General features: G+C 71.9%; 14 protein-coding genes. 13 read left to right on the forward strand and 1 reads right to left on the reverse strand.

The window, feature by feature from the left end; all coding sequences use genetic code 11:
• Positions 1-52 precede the first annotated feature (52 nt).
• Entirely contained in the window at positions 53-715 is a 663-nt protein-coding gene (locus AB0D18_RS36025; RefSeq protein ID WP_362428687.1) for a DUF3017 domain-containing protein, read from the forward strand.
• A gap of 82 nt (positions 716-797) precedes the next feature.
• On the opposite strand, the gene AB0D18_RS36030 is transcribed toward AB0D18_RS36025, so the two are convergent.
• Entirely contained in the window at positions 798-1,244 is a 447-nt protein-coding gene (locus AB0D18_RS36030) for a hypothetical protein (protein WP_362428689.1), read from the reverse strand.
• Between the two features lie 384 nt (positions 1,245-1,628).
• On the opposite strand from AB0D18_RS36030, the gene AB0D18_RS36035 reads away from it, so the two are divergent.
• The 12 genes from AB0D18_RS36035 (at position 1,629) to AB0D18_RS36090 (ending at position 13,790) form a co-directional block, all read left to right on the forward strand.
• Entirely contained in the window at positions 1,629-2,414 is a 786-nt protein-coding gene (locus tag AB0D18_RS36035; RefSeq protein WP_362428692.1) for a helix-turn-helix domain-containing protein, read from the forward strand.
• Entirely contained in the window at positions 2,411-3,376 is a 966-nt protein-coding gene (locus tag AB0D18_RS36040; protein ID WP_362428695.1) for a helix-turn-helix domain-containing protein, read from the forward strand. Before AB0D18_RS36035 ends, AB0D18_RS36040 begins: the two co-directional genes overlap by 4 nt.
• Before the next feature lie 413 nt (positions 3,377-3,789).
• Positions 3,790-5,103, forward strand: a complete 1,314-nt coding sequence (locus AB0D18_RS36045; protein WP_362428698.1) for a DUF2690 domain-containing protein — start codon at positions 3,790-3,792, stop codon at positions 5,101-5,103.
• A gap of 363 nt (positions 5,104-5,466) precedes the next feature.
• On the forward strand, positions 5,467-6,456 hold the full coding sequence (locus AB0D18_RS36050) for a malate dehydrogenase (RefSeq protein WP_362428701.1): 990 nt from the start codon (positions 5,467-5,469) through the stop codon (positions 6,454-6,456).
• A 98-nt stretch (positions 6,457-6,554) separates the two neighbouring features.
• Positions 6,555-6,806, forward strand: a complete 252-nt coding sequence (locus AB0D18_RS36055; protein WP_362428704.1) for a helix-turn-helix transcriptional regulator — start codon at positions 6,555-6,557, stop codon at positions 6,804-6,806.
• Entirely contained in the window at positions 6,803-7,324 is a 522-nt protein-coding gene (locus tag AB0D18_RS36060) for a hypothetical protein (protein WP_362428707.1), read from the forward strand. Before AB0D18_RS36055 ends, AB0D18_RS36060 begins: the two co-directional genes overlap by 4 nt.
• A 128-nt stretch (positions 7,325-7,452) precedes the next feature.
• Positions 7,453-9,180 carry a hypothetical protein gene (locus AB0D18_RS36065; protein ID WP_362428710.1) on the forward strand — a complete coding sequence of 576 codons (1,728 nt, stop codon included), beginning with the start codon at positions 7,453-7,455 and terminating at the stop codon, positions 9,178-9,180.
• On the forward strand, positions 9,155-9,559 hold the full coding sequence (locus AB0D18_RS36070) for a hypothetical protein (protein WP_362428713.1): 405 nt from the start codon (positions 9,155-9,157) through the stop codon (positions 9,557-9,559). The genes AB0D18_RS36065 and AB0D18_RS36070 overlap by 26 nt, the downstream gene beginning before the upstream one ends.
• A 360-nt stretch (positions 9,560-9,919) precedes the next feature.
• Positions 9,920-10,624, forward strand: a complete 705-nt coding sequence (locus tag AB0D18_RS36075) for a hypothetical protein (protein WP_362428716.1) — start codon at positions 9,920-9,922, stop codon at positions 10,622-10,624.
• 93 nt (positions 10,625-10,717) lie between these two features.
• Complete coding sequence (locus AB0D18_RS36080) at positions 10,718-11,452, forward strand: hypothetical protein (RefSeq protein ID WP_362428718.1); 735 nt, start codon at positions 10,718-10,720, stop codon at positions 11,450-11,452.
• Between the two features lie 179 nt (positions 11,453-11,631).
• Entirely contained in the window at positions 11,632-11,964 is a 333-nt protein-coding gene (locus AB0D18_RS36085; protein WP_362428721.1) for a hypothetical protein, read from the forward strand.
• A 374-nt stretch (positions 11,965-12,338) separates the two neighbouring features.
• Positions 12,339-13,790, forward strand: coding sequence for an aldehyde dehydrogenase family protein (locus tag AB0D18_RS36090; protein WP_362428872.1), 1,452 nt, complete (start codon positions 12,339-12,341; stop codon positions 13,788-13,790).
• Positions 13,791-14,068: the final 278 nt, after the last annotated feature.

Genomic DNA, 14,068 nt, shown 5'->3' on the forward strand with positions numbered 1-14,068 from the left:
GAATCCGGGCCAGGGACCAGACCGGAACAGTACGGGAAGAGGGAGCGAGCCCATGGGCGGCAAGGCAGCGGACGACCGCACGGACGCGAGCGGTGCGGACTCGGACGGCACCGACGCGGGCGGTGCGACCGAGGAGGCCGTCACGCCCGCCGCCGAGGCGCCCGGTGCGGCCGCAGACACAGCCATGTCTGCGGCCACGTCTGCGGATACGGCCGCGGCCACGGGCACGTCTGCGGACAAGGCTGCGGACACCGTCGTGGACACGGAGCCCCGGGCCAAGGGCGTCGTCAGCGCGCCAGGTCCCGACGGCCCCGTCCGCACCACCCGTCGCTTCCCCCTCTTCACCCGGGACACCGCCCGTCCCGAGGGCGGCGGCCGGGCAGCCGCCGGGGACGCTCCGGCCCCCGCCCGGCAGTGGCCGCTGCTCACCGTCCTGGGGGCGACCGGGATCGGGCTGCTGCTGGTCGCGTTCGACGCGTTCGACATCGGGTTCCGGCTCGGCACGATCCTGATCGGGCTGGCGATGCTCACTGGCGCGGTGCTGCGCTGGGTGCTGCCGTCGGTCGGGATGCTCGCGGTCCGCTCCCGCTTCACCGACATCGTGACGTACGGCGCCCTCGGCCTGTCCATCACGCTGCTGGCGCTGATGACGCAGCCGCACGCCTGGCTGACCATCCCGTTCCTGGAATCGGCGGTCCGCTTCACAGTCCGCTGACGCACGGCACTTGCGCACACACCGGTGGCCCGGCCTCTCCCCCTGAGGAGAGGCCGGGCCACCGGTGCGTCATGGGTGGTTCCTAGCGGCAGCTCGGGCTGTTGCGGATGTTGATCGCGTACGGACGCCAGCCCGACTTGATGGTGTACGAGCGGCCCGGACGGGCGCACTCCCAGTGCCTGCCGCTGCCGTTGAGGCGCTGGAGGTAGATCCGGGCGCCGTCGTCGCGGCGGGTGTTGATGACGTGGTTGGCGGAGCGGCCGCCCGGGCCGAGCCCCTGGTAGCCCCGGTCCTTGTAGGCGGCCCTGAAGCTGCCGCCCCGGTAGAAGCAGACGTACGGCCAGTTGCAGCGGGCCGCCGCGTTGACGCCCGCGGACTGCACGGACGACGACTGGACGGCCGGCTGGGCGGCGGACTGCGTCCTGGCCGGTGCGGCTGCCGCGCCCGGAGCCGCTCCGACGGCGAACAGTCCGCCGACGGACAGGGTCGCGGTGGCGAGTGCGATGCCGCGCTTCTGAGAGAGCTGCATGGTGGTTCCTCCCCGTTGCTGTACGAGTTCCCGCTAGCGCTGTTCGAGTTCCCGCTGCGCTGTACGAGTTCTCGCGGTGCTGTACGACAACGACTGTGCGGTGCGACTTCCGGTCGCCGCCAGAGCGCTCCGCAAGGCGGGGACAGCGTGGGACGTCCCACCCTCCGAGCTGCGGGGACGCACCGTCCCAGGACGTCGTCGTGGGACGGTGCGGGACGCCACCGACTGGCCGGAAGACACCCGTGGAGAGGGAACCGGGCGCGAACCGGGAACCCCCGCGACGGCCCTTCGCATCATGAGTGGGGACTGCCGGGGGTAGGACTGTCCCGGGTCGGGGGTCCGGGGCCGCGCTCCGGAGAAGCACAAGCGCGTACGGGGTGGAACATGTCGCGTTGGAAGACACTGCCGGCGGAACTGGGGGAGCGGGACTGTCAACTGATCGTCCAGCTCCGGCGGTTGAAGGACCACAGCGGTCTCAGCCTGGCCGCGCTGGAGGGCAGGACCACCAGCAGCCGCTCCTCCTGGGAGCGCTACCTCAACGGTCGCACACCGCCCCCGAGGGAAGCGGTCGAGGAGCTGGCCAGGGTCTGCGGGAGCGACCCGACGAGACTGCTGGTGCTGTACGACGTCGCGGCCCGCGACCGCGACCGGGGGCGGACGGACGGCGGGACAAGCGAGGTCGGTGGGGCCGGGGAGGCCGGGGAGGCCGGGGAGGCCGTACCGCAGCAGGATGCCGGGCGGCGCCCGCGCACGCTGCGGGTCGGCCCGGCGGTGTGCGGCGCCGCCGCGCTCGCGCTGTTGGTCGCCTTCGCCGCCGGGTACGTGCTCGCCCGGACGGTGTCCGGTGACGGGTCGGCACCGGACACCGGCGCCTACACGTACGCGGAGGGACGTACGTACCCCTGCGTGGCCGGGCGTAAGGACGGTCTGCGCCATGCCGGGCACAGCGTCAGCCGGGACGCGCTGCTGATGCTCAACACCCAGGGCAGGGACGTGGTCGAGGCGCAGTGCCTGCTCCGGCAGCACGGATTCGACCCGGGGGTGGTCGACGGGCTGTACGGGACGCGGACGAAGGAGGCGGTGGAGGCGTTCCAGCGGCAGCAGAAGCAGCAGCGGCTGGTCGTGGACGGGCTGGTCGGCGAGGACACCTGGCGGGAGCTGCGCCGATGAGCGAAGGAGGCGGCGAGCGCGAGCAGCAGGGGGTGGGCGGGGAGTGTGCCCATCTCGCGCAGGAACTGAGGGAGTTGAAGGAGCGCACCGGGCTGAGTCTGGCCGCCCTGGCGGAACGTACCCCGTACAGCAAGTCGTCCTGGGAGCGCTATCTCAACAGCAAGAAGCCGGTGCCCCGGCAGGCGGTCGAGGCGCTGTGCGCGGTCGCGGACGAACCGGCCGCCCGGCTGCTCGCCCTGTGGGAACTGGCCGAAGCGGCCTGGAGCGGCCGGTCCGGGCCCGGCGGCGGCGAGCGGAGGGCCGCGGGCGCGTGGACGCCTGCGGCCGCGTCCGACCCGCCGACGGGTCCGGCCGCCGCCTCCGCGCACGTACCGCAACGGCGGGGGACGTGGCGGCCGTACGCCCTCATCGCGGCCGGTGCGCTGGCGGGCGCGGCAGCGGTGGTGGTGGTCGGCTTCGCCACGCTCGGCGCCCAGATCCCCGGCGGCCCCGGGCCCGGCGCCGGGCCCGCGGGCGGTACCGGTCTGTCGCCGCTGCCGACCGGCGTCACGGCGGAGGCGGGCTGCCTCGGGGTGCGGTGCGAGGGGCGTACGCCCAAGGGGATGGGGTGCGGTCAGTCGGGGGCGGCGACCTCGCTGGTGGACCGTTACGCGCGCGGCGGCCAGCGGCTGGAGATCCGGTACAGCAGCGTCTGCCGGTCGGTGTGGGTACGGGCGTCCTTCCTCAAGGTGGGCGACAAGGTGGCGCTGTACCCGGCGCTGGAGGACGAGGGGGAGAGCGAGGGCGAAGCAGGTGGAGGAAACGGGGAAAGCGGAACAAAGGTGATGAAGGCGGAGGCGCTCGATGTGGGGGATGCCACAGGCTGGGTCGTCACGCCGATGCTCGCCCCGCGGGATCCGGCCGGGGTGCGGGCCTGTCTGGAGCCCGCGGCGGGCGGCGCTCCCGAATGCTTCGACAAGTGATCGAGAGGCACAACTGGAAGGAACTATTCCGGTGTTGGGTGCCGTCTTGGGCTGCGGTGCCCCGTCGTGGATCACCTGAAAGATCTTGTTTCGCGCCAAGCCGGTGAAATCCATCGGAAGCGCGGACTTGTGTGGACATAACGGGCGCACTGGGCCGAAGGTCAGGGCTCCGGCAATCCGCACACAGCAACGATGGGACACTGGTACGGGCGATGGGTACGGAGGCGCGCAATGGGGTGCGCCGGAGTTCCGAATCGCCCCCGTGCGCTCCCGCCCCAGGAACTGACATCCTGGCTCTGCGCATCCCTCTGGGTACGCCGGCTCTGAAAAGGCAGGAGCCACGGGGGTATGGGCAGGGGGCAGGAAAGAGCGCGGGGCACATCAGGAACGTACGGGGGGACAAGGGGGAAGCAATGCCTCGTTGGAAAGCGCTGCCGGAGGGACTTGACCCGCAGGTCAGGGAGTTCGCGAACCAGTTGCGCAGGCTCGTGGACCGCAGCGGCCTGAGCGTCGCGGCCGTCGCGGACCGCACCGGGTACAGCAAGACGTCCTGGGATCGCTATCTCAATGGGCGGCTGCTCGCACCCAAGGGCGCGGTTGTCGCGCTGTCCGAGGTGACCGGGACCAATCCCGTTCACCTCACCACCATGTGGGAGCTCGCGGAGCGTGCCTGGAGCCGTTCCGAGATGCGCCATGACATGACGATGGAGGCCATCCGGATCTCCCAGGCGCGTGCCGCGCTGGGCGAGTTCGGGCAGCCCGCGGCGAAGAACGGGGGGAAGGCGGGCAAGCAGAGCAGCGCCGCCCCGCCGTCTCGCCCCGGCTCCGCCTCGCGTCCTGGTTCCACCTCGCGTCCCGGTTCCGCTTCCGGCCCGTCCCGCGGTACGAACCCGGAGCTGACCGACACCGGTCAGCAGCGGCGTGCCGCCAGGCCCGCGAGCAACGACGCGTTCGACATGACCACCAATCTGAAGATCCCGAGCGAGCTGACCAAGCCGCGCGCCGGCCAGGGCCCGTCCTCGCCTGTCCGCCCGGCTTCCGGTCGCCCCGCGACGGGTCTGCCCGCGACGGGTCTTGCCTCGACGGGCCGTTCCGAGCACGAGCGGGACTACGCCAACGACTTCGAGCGCGGCTTCAACCAGGGCCACAGCTACAACAGCCGCCCGTCGGCGCCCGAGACGCCGCGCCCCGGCCCGCCGCCGCCGAACTCGGCGCCGGACCGGCAGCGTCAGCGGCGCAAGCTGACGATGTTCCTGGCGGGCGTCGTCGGCGCGCTCCTGGTGATCGTCGCCGCGGTCCTGCTGACCGGCGGCGACGAGAAGGACCCGGAGGCGGGCAAGACTCCGGCCACCTCGCAGTCCAAGTCCACCGCGCCCAAGCTCCCCGCCGGGGTCAAGTGCAGCGGCAAGGCGTGCGAGGGCAAGGACCCGGAGGCGATGGGCTGCGGCGGCGAGCTCGCCACCACGTCCGCCCGCGGAAAGGTCGGTACTGCCGCCATCGAGGTCCGCTACAGCAAGACCTGCGGTGCGGCCTGGGCCCGTATCACCGGTGCGGGTTCCGGCGACAAGGTGACCGTCTCCTCGGACACCTCGGCGGCCGGCCAGAAGAGTGTGGTCGGCGCGGCCACCGACGCGTACACCAAGATGGTCGAGGCGGCCACGGCGGACGAGGCGAAGGCCTGCGCGACGCTGAAGTCCGGCAAGAAGGGCTGCACGATCCCCGAGTAGTGGAGCCGGCGCGGGGCCCGCACGGGACCCGCGCAGGACCCGTGCAGGACCCGCGCGAAAGAATTTCAGAAGTACGGGGCATGGCCGCCGCTCTTCGGGGCAGGCGGATGTCATCCCCCCACGGGTGTACGCCAGCCCGAGACGGCCGTTCGCGCTATTCCCCCCTCCGCGCGGGCGGCCGTCGGCGTGTCCGGGCTCCGGACGCACCCGGTCGGCGGCCGGTGTGCGCCGTCTTACACGGACCCGGGAGCCGGGTCCGCCCCGGGCGCGATAGCCTGACGGGCGGACATCTCTCCACATCGAGATATCCCGCACACAAGGGGCAGGGACCCCCGCCACTTCGCTTGCCTTACGGAGATCGCCATGACCCGCACTCCCGTGAATGTCACCGTCACCGGCGCGGCCGGACAGATCGGCTACGCGCTGCTCTTCCGCATCGCATCCGGTCACCTGCTCGGCCAGGACGTGCCGGTCAAGCTGCGTCTTCTGGAGATCCCGCAGGGCCTGAAGGCCGCTGAGGGCACCGCCATGGAGCTCGACGACTGCGCCTTCCCGCTGCTCCAGGGCATCGAGATCACCGACGACCCGAACGTCGGCTTCGACGGCGCCAACGTCGCGCTGCTCGTCGGCGCCCGCCCCCGTACGAAGGGCATGGAGCGCGGCGACCTGCTCTCCGCCAACGGCGGCATCTTCAAGCCGCAGGGCAAGGCCATCAACGACAACGCCGCGGACGACATCCGCGTGCTCGTCGTCGGCAACCCGGCGAACACCAACGCGCTCATCGCGCAGGCCGCGGCCCCGGACGTACCGGCCGAGCGCTTCACCGCGATGACCCGCCTGGACCACAACCGCGCGCTCTCGCAGCTCTCGAAGAAGACCGGCACGCCGGTCTCCGAGCTGAAGAAGCTCACGATCTGGGGCAACCACTCGGCCACCCAGTACCCGGACATCTTCCACGCCGAGGTCGCAGGCAAGAACGCCGCCGAGGTCGTGGGCGACGAGAAGTGGCTGGCCGACACCTTCATCCCGACCGTCGCCAAGCGCGGCGCCGCGATCATCGAGGCCCGTGGCGCGTCCTCGGCCGCCTCGGCCGCCAACGCCGCCATCGACCACGTCCACACCTGGGTCAACGGCACGGCCGCCGGCGACTGGACCTCGATGGGCATCCCGTCGGACGGCTCCTACGGCGTCCCCGAGGGCCTCATCTCGTCCTTCCCGGTCACCTGCAAGGACGGCAAGTACGAGATCGTCCAGGGCCTGGAGATCAACGACTTCTCCCGCACGCGCATCGACGCGTCGGTGCAGGAGCTGAAGGAAGAGCGCGACGCGGTGCGCGAGCTCGGCCTGATCTAGGCATACCCGCACAAAGCCCCTCGGCAGTTCCACTGCCGGGGGGCTTTTGCTTGCCCGGAGTGTTGTGCACCTGCTGCCAGATGTAGTACTTCTTATACATGAGCGAGCAGGTGCACAACAGAATGGCCGTGGTGAGAGCCGAGCGAAAAGTGTCGCGGCAGGCCCTCGCGGAGGCAGTGGGCGTCCACTACCAGACCATCGGCTACATCGAGCGCGGGCAGTACAACCCCAGCCTCGACCTGGCGCTGAGGGTCGCCGCGTACTTCGAGCTCCCGGTGGAGGCGCTGTTCTCCCTGGAACCCTTCGGTTCGCTCACGCAAGAGATCTACGGCAGGAAGGCACAGCCATGAACGCGAACGCCACGGTGACCGGGTACGACCGGCGCATGTACGCCCTGATGAACAATCCGAAGACGCGCGTGCTGCACGCCACCGCCGCTCGCCGCAGGGCCGCCGTCGCCACCCACGTCGTACTGACCGTTACCGAAGTCGCCCTGATGGTGCTGCTGTACACCCACGACCAGCTGTGGGCCGCCTTCGCGCTGCTGGCCCTCCTCCTGCCGTACGTCATCACCACCGGCATCCTCAACAGCGCCACCCGCGGCGTCTTCGAGCTGCGCCGCCGGGTGCTGGACGAGCGGCAGCTGAGGGAGCGCGAGCGCTCGCGCTCGATCGCGCACAAGATGACGGGTGCGCTGATCCTGGGGGCTGCGGCCGGTCTGTGGCTGGCCGCGCTGTGCACGGACGGACAGCTGACCCGGGCGTACGTAGCCCCGCTGCTCGCCGGTGTCTTCGTGCTGCACTGGATGATGCCGCTGTGGGTGGCGAGCCTGATGGTGAAGGACGAGCCCGCCGACGACCTGGAGTAGGGGCGAGCAGGGGCGGGGCAGGCGTAGAGACGGCGTAGTTGGGGTCGTACGGGGTTACTGTGCGGGCCCCCGCCGCTCTACGATGGCTGTCCTCTCAAAGCACTTCCACGGGAAGCCAGGGACCACCGGTGACCACAAACGTGGTGCCACCCCAAACCTCCGGCAGACGGCCCGTAGACCCGGCCGCCAGCGAGGCCTGCCGACTGCTCTGCGCAGGGTCCTACCTCGACAGCGCGTACCGCGACGCCGTGATCGACGAGCTGTACGTCCACGAGGAGCGCATCGCCGCCCCCTCGTACGGCATCGACGCGACCCGCGTCCTCGCCCACGCGCTGCGGGCCCGCCGGGCCGAACTGGCCTGGGCCTTCGGAATGTTGGCGCTGTGGGTGCTGGCGGTGGCGCTGGCCGGGCCGATGTTCCTGCTGCTGCTCGTCTCGTGCTTCACGCTCACGATCGCCGGGTGGATCAGGGGGCGGGAGGAAAACCCGCCGTGGGTCCGGCTGGCCGCCGCCTTCCTGGTCCGGCTGTACGGGCGGATCGCGCTGGCCGTGCTCCTGCTCTCCCTCCTCCTGGTTGCGTTCTCGGACGACGGGTCCGACGTGCCCGATGTGTCCGGCGGTTTCGGCGGCGTGGGCGTTCCGGGTCCGGGCACGCTGCTGCCGGACGCGGCGTCGGTGCCCACGGTGACGGCGGACGCGTCCGGCCAGGCGTGGATCACCCTCGTCCTGTTCGCGGTGATCGCCGTCGGAGTGGGGCTCCAGCGCGGGCAGTTCGCCCGGGTGCTGACGCACGAGCTGTCGGTGCGGCAGTTCGCGAACCGGTCGGCGGACCCGGCCGACGAACTGTCCGGGCTGCGCTTCGAGCGGCTGCGGGACCGGATCCGCACCGAACAGCGCTCGCCACTGATCATGTACAGGTCCGGCGACCCGTTCTGCGGGGCCGGACTCTCCTTCCGCCCGTGGGCCCTCGCCGTCGAGCTGAAGCCGCGCGCGGACCGCAAGGAACCGCCCGAGCCGATCACCAACGCGGCGGTACTGCGCCGCATCGTCCCCCTCCTCGAAACCCTGCGCGTCCCTTCCGGGGACCCGGTGCGGGCCGCCGCCGTACGCGACCGGCTGCGCGAGCTCCAGCTCGACGAGTGCGTGTTCCTACCGGTCACCGGCCTGTCGCGGCGCGAGGCGGCGCCGTACGAGGCGGACCGGGTCGCGTGGCACCGGGTGAACGCGATCGAGGAGGGCGGCGAGCCGCGGCGGCACTTCCTGCGGATCAGGGTGGGCGGCTGGAGCGAGGAGATCGTCACGACCGTCTTCGTACGGGTGCACACCCAGGGCGGGATGCTGATGCTGGAGGTCGCCCCGCACGTACTGCTGCCGGTGCGGCCGCTGTTCCAGGCGGCGGACCGGCTCGCGCACCAGTACCGGCACAACAGCTGGTTCGGCAAGGCCGCCTGGGCGCTCGCGCGCACGCCCGCCTCGCCGGGGCAGGCGCTGGTCACTCTCGTACGGAGCGTGGTCAGCACCTGGAAGCTGCTGGCCGGGGGCTACGGCGGGGCGATGCCGGACGGACCCGCCCTGTCCGTACGGGAGTTGGGATCCGACGTGGACGCGTCGCTCTTCCAGCAGATGGACTTCAGCCGCTACCTCAAGTCCATCGAGGACCGGGTGGCGGGCGGGGTGAAGGCCGAGCTGTACGCGGCGGGCTGGGACACGGCCGAGTTCGTGCAGCAGGTCAACAGTGTTTTCAACCAGGCGAACTTCTTCGGCCCGGTGAACAGCAGCGCCATCGCCCAGGGCGACCACAACACGCTCAACAACCAAGGGGGAGGCGGCCGTGGCACGGCGACAGGCACGGGATGACGATGCGGGCGCGGGGTCCGGGCGAGTGGTGAACGTCGGCCCGGTCTCGGACAGCGCGTTCGCGGTCGGCGACCACAACGACGTACGCAACGAACACCACGGGCGTACCGCGGTCGCCCCGCGCGACGAACAGCAGGCGGAACTTCTTCTCGCCGTAAGGAACTTGAGGATCGACCTCACGCGTTGTCTGCGTACGGAGACCACCGCCGTGCTCGATGCCGAACTCGCCGCCACCGAGGACGACATCACCGGCACGGGCGCAGCCGCCCCCTCCCGGCTCGCCAGACTGCGCACGGCACTGACCACCGCCGAGGGCGTGACCGCGATGCTCGCATCCGGTGCGGCCGTCGGGCAGGCGGTCGGGGTGCTGGGGGGCTGACCGGTGGCCGCCAGAGGCGGAGCCGACGACTCGTTCTGGAACGAGGAGACACAGAGCTGGGACACCGCAGGACCGCACGGCCCGCGCCGCACACCGCCACGGGAGACACCACCGCCGGCGCCACCGCCGCCCGTGCCACCGCCCGCGCCTCCTTCCGGCGGGCGGGCTTCCGGCGGGCGGGGGCCGTATCGCGAGCCCTCCCGCGAGCCGTATCGCGCACCCTCCCGCGAGCCGTACCGTGAGCCCTCGGCGGACCGCTCGCCGCAGCCCCCGCTGGTCCCGCCGACGCTGCCCTCTCCGCCGCCGGGGCGAGCGGCTCCGCAGCCGCCCACGCCGCCGCCGGGCGGAGGCCGTCCACGGGTGCGGGTCACCCCGGTCGGTGCCCTCGTGGTGGTGTTCGCCCTGCTGGTGGGCGGGGGCACGGCCTGGTTCCTGCAACGGGACCAGGGCGAGTCGCCTGCCGTGTCCGCCGGTTCGCCGCACGTCTCCCCCTCGCCCAGTGCCTCGCCGCTTCCCCCGGCGGAGACGGAAACCCACGACGAGGGCGACAGCGCCGTGCCCACCGTCGCGAGCGACCGTCCCTCCGAAGTCGCCAAAGGTTTCGCCGTGACCCAGGACACGTCGGGCATCACCCTCGCCGTGCCCGACGGCTGGCAGCGCTCGGAGGAGACGCCGACGGTCGTCTTCTACCGCCCGCCCGAGGAGCCCAAGGGCCCCAAGGGGAGGCACTTCCTCCAGTTCTGGCCGCTCCTTGAGGAGAACATCACCTCGCAGTACGCCCTCACCGTCACCCTCACCGACAACATGCACAGACCCGGCTTCAGGCGGGTCGCGCAGCGAGACCTGCCCGACTACTCATTCGCCGAGGCCGCCGAGATGATCTACGCGTACGACAGTCCCGAGGTGGGGCGGCGGATGCAGTTCGTGGAGCGGGTGTTCCGCGCCGACGACGGCCAGCAGTACGCCTTCCTCGCCGGCGCGCCGGCCAACGAGTGGCCGTCCCCGTACCAGTCACTGGACCAGGCCCTGAGGCACTTCGCCCTGCCCGGCACCCAGACCCCCTGACTCCCGCCGGTGGTGACGACGACCTGGTCTGATGCGGCACCCGGTCCTACGATGTCCCTCCGTTCGTACGGGAGTTACTGCGGAGGGGGCCGGGTGTCGGTACCGGTGTACGACGAGGAGGGTGGGCAACAGCCGCACCCCCGCTCACCGTTCAGTACGGGAAGGGCCCGGAGCAGGTTCCGGCCGACGCCGCTCGGGGTGCTCATGGTGGCGGGCGGTCTGGTGCTCGGGGTCGGGACGGGGTGGCTCGTCAGGGATCCGGGCGAGGAACGGGCGGTGTCGCCACCCTCGGCCTCGGCCTCGCCGACGGCCCGGAAGCCCGCCGCGCCCACCAAGTACCCTCCTCCTGCTGCCGGTTCGCCGACCGCGATCCCCGCTACCGCCCCCACCCTCCCGCCCGACTTCGCGGTGGTACGGGACCCCTCCGGGGCCACCCTCGCCGTCCCCACCGGCTGGCGGCGCGACCGCGCGGCCTCCGTGTACTACCGGTCGCCCAAGGCCCCGTACACACGCTTCCTCCAGTTCTGGCCGCTCGCCGAGAGCAGGATGAGCGCGACCCGGGCCCTGCGCGTCACCGTCGCCACCCACCGGAACCTGCCCGGCTTCGAACTCCGGGCCCTGCACCCCACCACCCGGGGCGCCGCCGAACTCGTCTACTCGTACGACAGCACCCGCACCGGACAGCGGCTCACCTTCATCCAGCGGGTGTTCCCCGCGCCGGACGGGAAGCGGTACGCCTTCGCGGTGGTCGGCCCGGCCGGCGAGTGGCCCCGGCAGCGGGTGGTCCTGGGCACCGCCCTGCAGCACTTCAAGCCCGCCGAGGACTGATCCGGGGTCAGCCGGGGCCGTCAGAGGCATCGGGGGCATCAGGGGCGTCAGGGGCCGTCCGGGTCCCCTCGGTGCGCCCGCCGCCCCGTACCTCAGATCTTGATCAACTACCGTGCCGCCGCGAGATGATTCCCGCACGCTCGTAGGACGTACGGGCGGACGAACCATTGGAGGCCCCCATGTCCGGCATCTTCACCAAGCGCGAACTCCAGGTCATCGGACTCAGCGACCGCGACGAGATCGTCGACACCCTGCGGCGCGCGCTCGACGCCGCCGACGACACCGAACGCCCCGGTCTCGCCCGTGCCCTCGCTCTCGTCGAGGCGGCCCCGGCCCGTACGGAGGTCGAGCTGCGCGGCCGCTGGGCCCGGGAGCGCATCGAGGCGGCGGGCGTCGAGGTCCGGGCGGACTCGGTCGTCGCCATCAGGGCGCTGCGCAAGTCCGAGCCCGCGCTGAGCCTGGCCGCCGCGCTGAAACTGACCAAGGAAGCCGCGGAGGCCCCGGCGCGCTGACCGGCGGGGACGGCGAAAACCTGCGGGAACCGGCCAGGAGCCACCGGGAACCCGCGGGGAGCCGCCGGGAACCGGCCGGGAGCCACCGGGAACGGGCCGGGGGCCCGCCGGGAACCCGCCGGGAGTCGTCATGACCCGTCAGGGCATATCGGGCAGGATCAGGTCTTATGTCCCCTCTGTAAGTGACTCATGGCACTTTCAGCCATGTAAACGGCATGCTTTCCGCCCCCTGGGGGAGGGGTCCAGCCGCCAGTTCTGCTGGCAGGACCCTCGGTACCGGACCAGTGACCAGACCGGTACCGGAAGTGACGGAAGGCGAAAACGACGTGTCGGCTGAAAAGACCATCCATGTGGGCGGGGAGTGGCAGGCAGCCATGTCCGGCGCCACGCGCGACATCCTCGACCCCGCGGACGCGAAGCCGTTCGCCGTGGTCGCCGAGGGTGGCGTCCAGGACGTCGACGCCGCCGTCGCAGCGGCGAGTGAGGCCTTCGCGGGCGGGCAGGGCGCCTGGCCGCTGACCCCGACCGCCGAGCGCGCCGCCCTGCTGCGCCGGGTGGCCGACCTGCTCCAGCGGGACCGCGAGGAGCTGGGCCGGCTGGAGGCGCAGGACGCGGGCAAGACCGTCGAGGAGGGCCGCGTCGACATCGACTGCGTCACCGACGCCTTCCGCTACTTCGCGGACCTCGTCATGAACGAGAGCGGCGGTCGCGTCGTCGACGCGGGCTCGCCCGAGATCCACAGCGTCGTCGTGCACGAGCCGGTTGGCGTGTGCGCGCTGATCACACCGTGGAACTACCCGCTGCTGCAGGCGAGTTGGAAGATCGCTCCGGCGCTCGCCGCGGGCAACACCTTCGTGGTCAAGCCCAGCGAGATCACCCCCATGACGACCGTCGCGATCATCGCGCTGCTCGTCGAGGCGGGCCTGCCGGCCGGCGTCGCCAACATCGTGACAGGACCCGGCGCCTCCGTCGGCGCGCGCATGGCCGAGCACCCCGACGTCGACCTGGTCTCCTTCACCGGTGGCCTGCTCAGCGGTACGAAGGTGATGCAGGCGGCCGCCGAGACGGTCAAGAAGGTCGCGCTGGAGCTGGGCGGCAAGAACCCCAACGTCGTCTTCGCCGACGCCTGCGCCACCGAAGAAGGCTTCGACACGGCCGTCGACCAGGCCCTGAACGCCGCGTTCATCCACAGCGGCCAGGTCTGCTCCGCCGGTTCGCGCCTCATCGTCGAGGAGTCGGTCAGCGAGCGCTTCGTCGCCGAACTCGCGCGCCGCGCCGAGAAGATCCGGATCGGCCGCGGTACGGAGAAGGGCGTGGAGTGCGGACCGCTGGTCTCCGCACAGCAGTTGGAGAAGACCGAGTACTACGTCGCGGCCGCCCTCGAAGAGGGTGCGGTCGTGCGCGCCGGCGGCAAGCGGCCCGAAGGCCCCGGCTACGAGGGCTACTTCTACCGCCCGACCGTCCTCGACGGCTGCCACCGCGAGATGCGCGTCGTCCGTGAGGAGACCTTCGGGCCGATCCTCACCGTGGAGACCTTCACCACCGAGGCCGAGGCGATAGCCCTCGCCAACGACACCGAGTACGGCCTCGCGGGCGGCGTCTGGTCCGCCGACGCCGGCCGTGCGCGCAGGGTGGCGGCGAAGCTGCGGCACGGGACGGTCTGGATCAACGACTTCCACCCGTACCTTCCGCAGGCGGAGTGGGGCGGCTTCGGCAAGTCCGGCATCGGCCGCGAGCTCGGTCCGGCGGGTCTCGCCGAATACCGCGAGTCCAAGCACATCTACCAGAACCTGGCCCCCCAACCGGTCCGCTGGTTCGCGGGCTAGCGGTTAGCGGCTGACCCCTGGGGTTGCCCGGCCGGGCGGGGTTTTCTCCGTGCGGGTGCGTCGTGGCTGGCCGCGCAGTTCCCCGCGCCCCTAACTGCCTGCCCCTCAGCCCCGATCCGCCTTGGGCGGCTGACGCCGCCGACCCCTAGCCTCCTTGGGCAGCGGGGCCGCCCCCCGGGGGCGGGACGGGTGGGCAAGGGGGCGGCCCCCACGCGGAGCACGCCCCCTCCGCGACCGCCCGCACCCGACACCGCTCAGCGCCCCGCGACCGCCCCCCG

The sequence above is a fragment of the Streptomyces sp. NPDC048442 genome, from assembly GCF_040651475.1.
Lineage (GTDB): Bacteria > Actinomycetota > Actinomycetes > Streptomycetales > Streptomycetaceae > Streptomyces.

Bases quoted from the DNA above. Each gene is read 5' to 3' on its own strand.
- AB0D18_RS36025 (WP_362428687.1), top strand. From the start codon at position 53: ATGGGCGGCAAGGCAGCGGACGACCGCACGGACGCGAGCGGTGCGGAC.
- AB0D18_RS36030 (WP_362428689.1), bottom strand. From the start codon at position 1,244: ATGCAGCTCTCTCAGAAGCGCGGCATCGCACTCGCCACCGCGACCCTG.
- AB0D18_RS36035 (WP_362428692.1), top strand. From the start codon at position 1,629: ATGTCGCGTTGGAAGACACTGCCGGCGGAACTGGGGGAGCGGGACTGT.
- AB0D18_RS36040 (WP_362428695.1), top strand. From the start codon at position 2,411: ATGAGCGAAGGAGGCGGCGAGCGCGAGCAGCAGGGGGTGGGCGGGGAG.
- AB0D18_RS36045 (WP_362428698.1), top strand. From the start codon at position 3,790: ATGCCTCGTTGGAAAGCGCTGCCGGAGGGACTTGACCCGCAGGTCAGG.
- AB0D18_RS36050 (WP_362428701.1), top strand. From the start codon at position 5,467: ATGACCCGCACTCCCGTGAATGTCACCGTCACCGGCGCGGCCGGACAG.
- AB0D18_RS36055 (WP_362428704.1), top strand. From the start codon at position 6,555: ATGAGCGAGCAGGTGCACAACAGAATGGCCGTGGTGAGAGCCGAGCGA.
- AB0D18_RS36060 (WP_362428707.1), top strand. From the start codon at position 6,803: ATGAACGCGAACGCCACGGTGACCGGGTACGACCGGCGCATGTACGCC.
- AB0D18_RS36085 (WP_362428721.1), top strand. From the start codon at position 11,632: ATGTCCGGCATCTTCACCAAGCGCGAACTCCAGGTCATCGGACTCAGC.
- AB0D18_RS36090 (WP_362428872.1), top strand. From the start codon at position 12,339: ATGTCCGGCGCCACGCGCGACATCCTCGACCCCGCGGACGCGAAGCCG.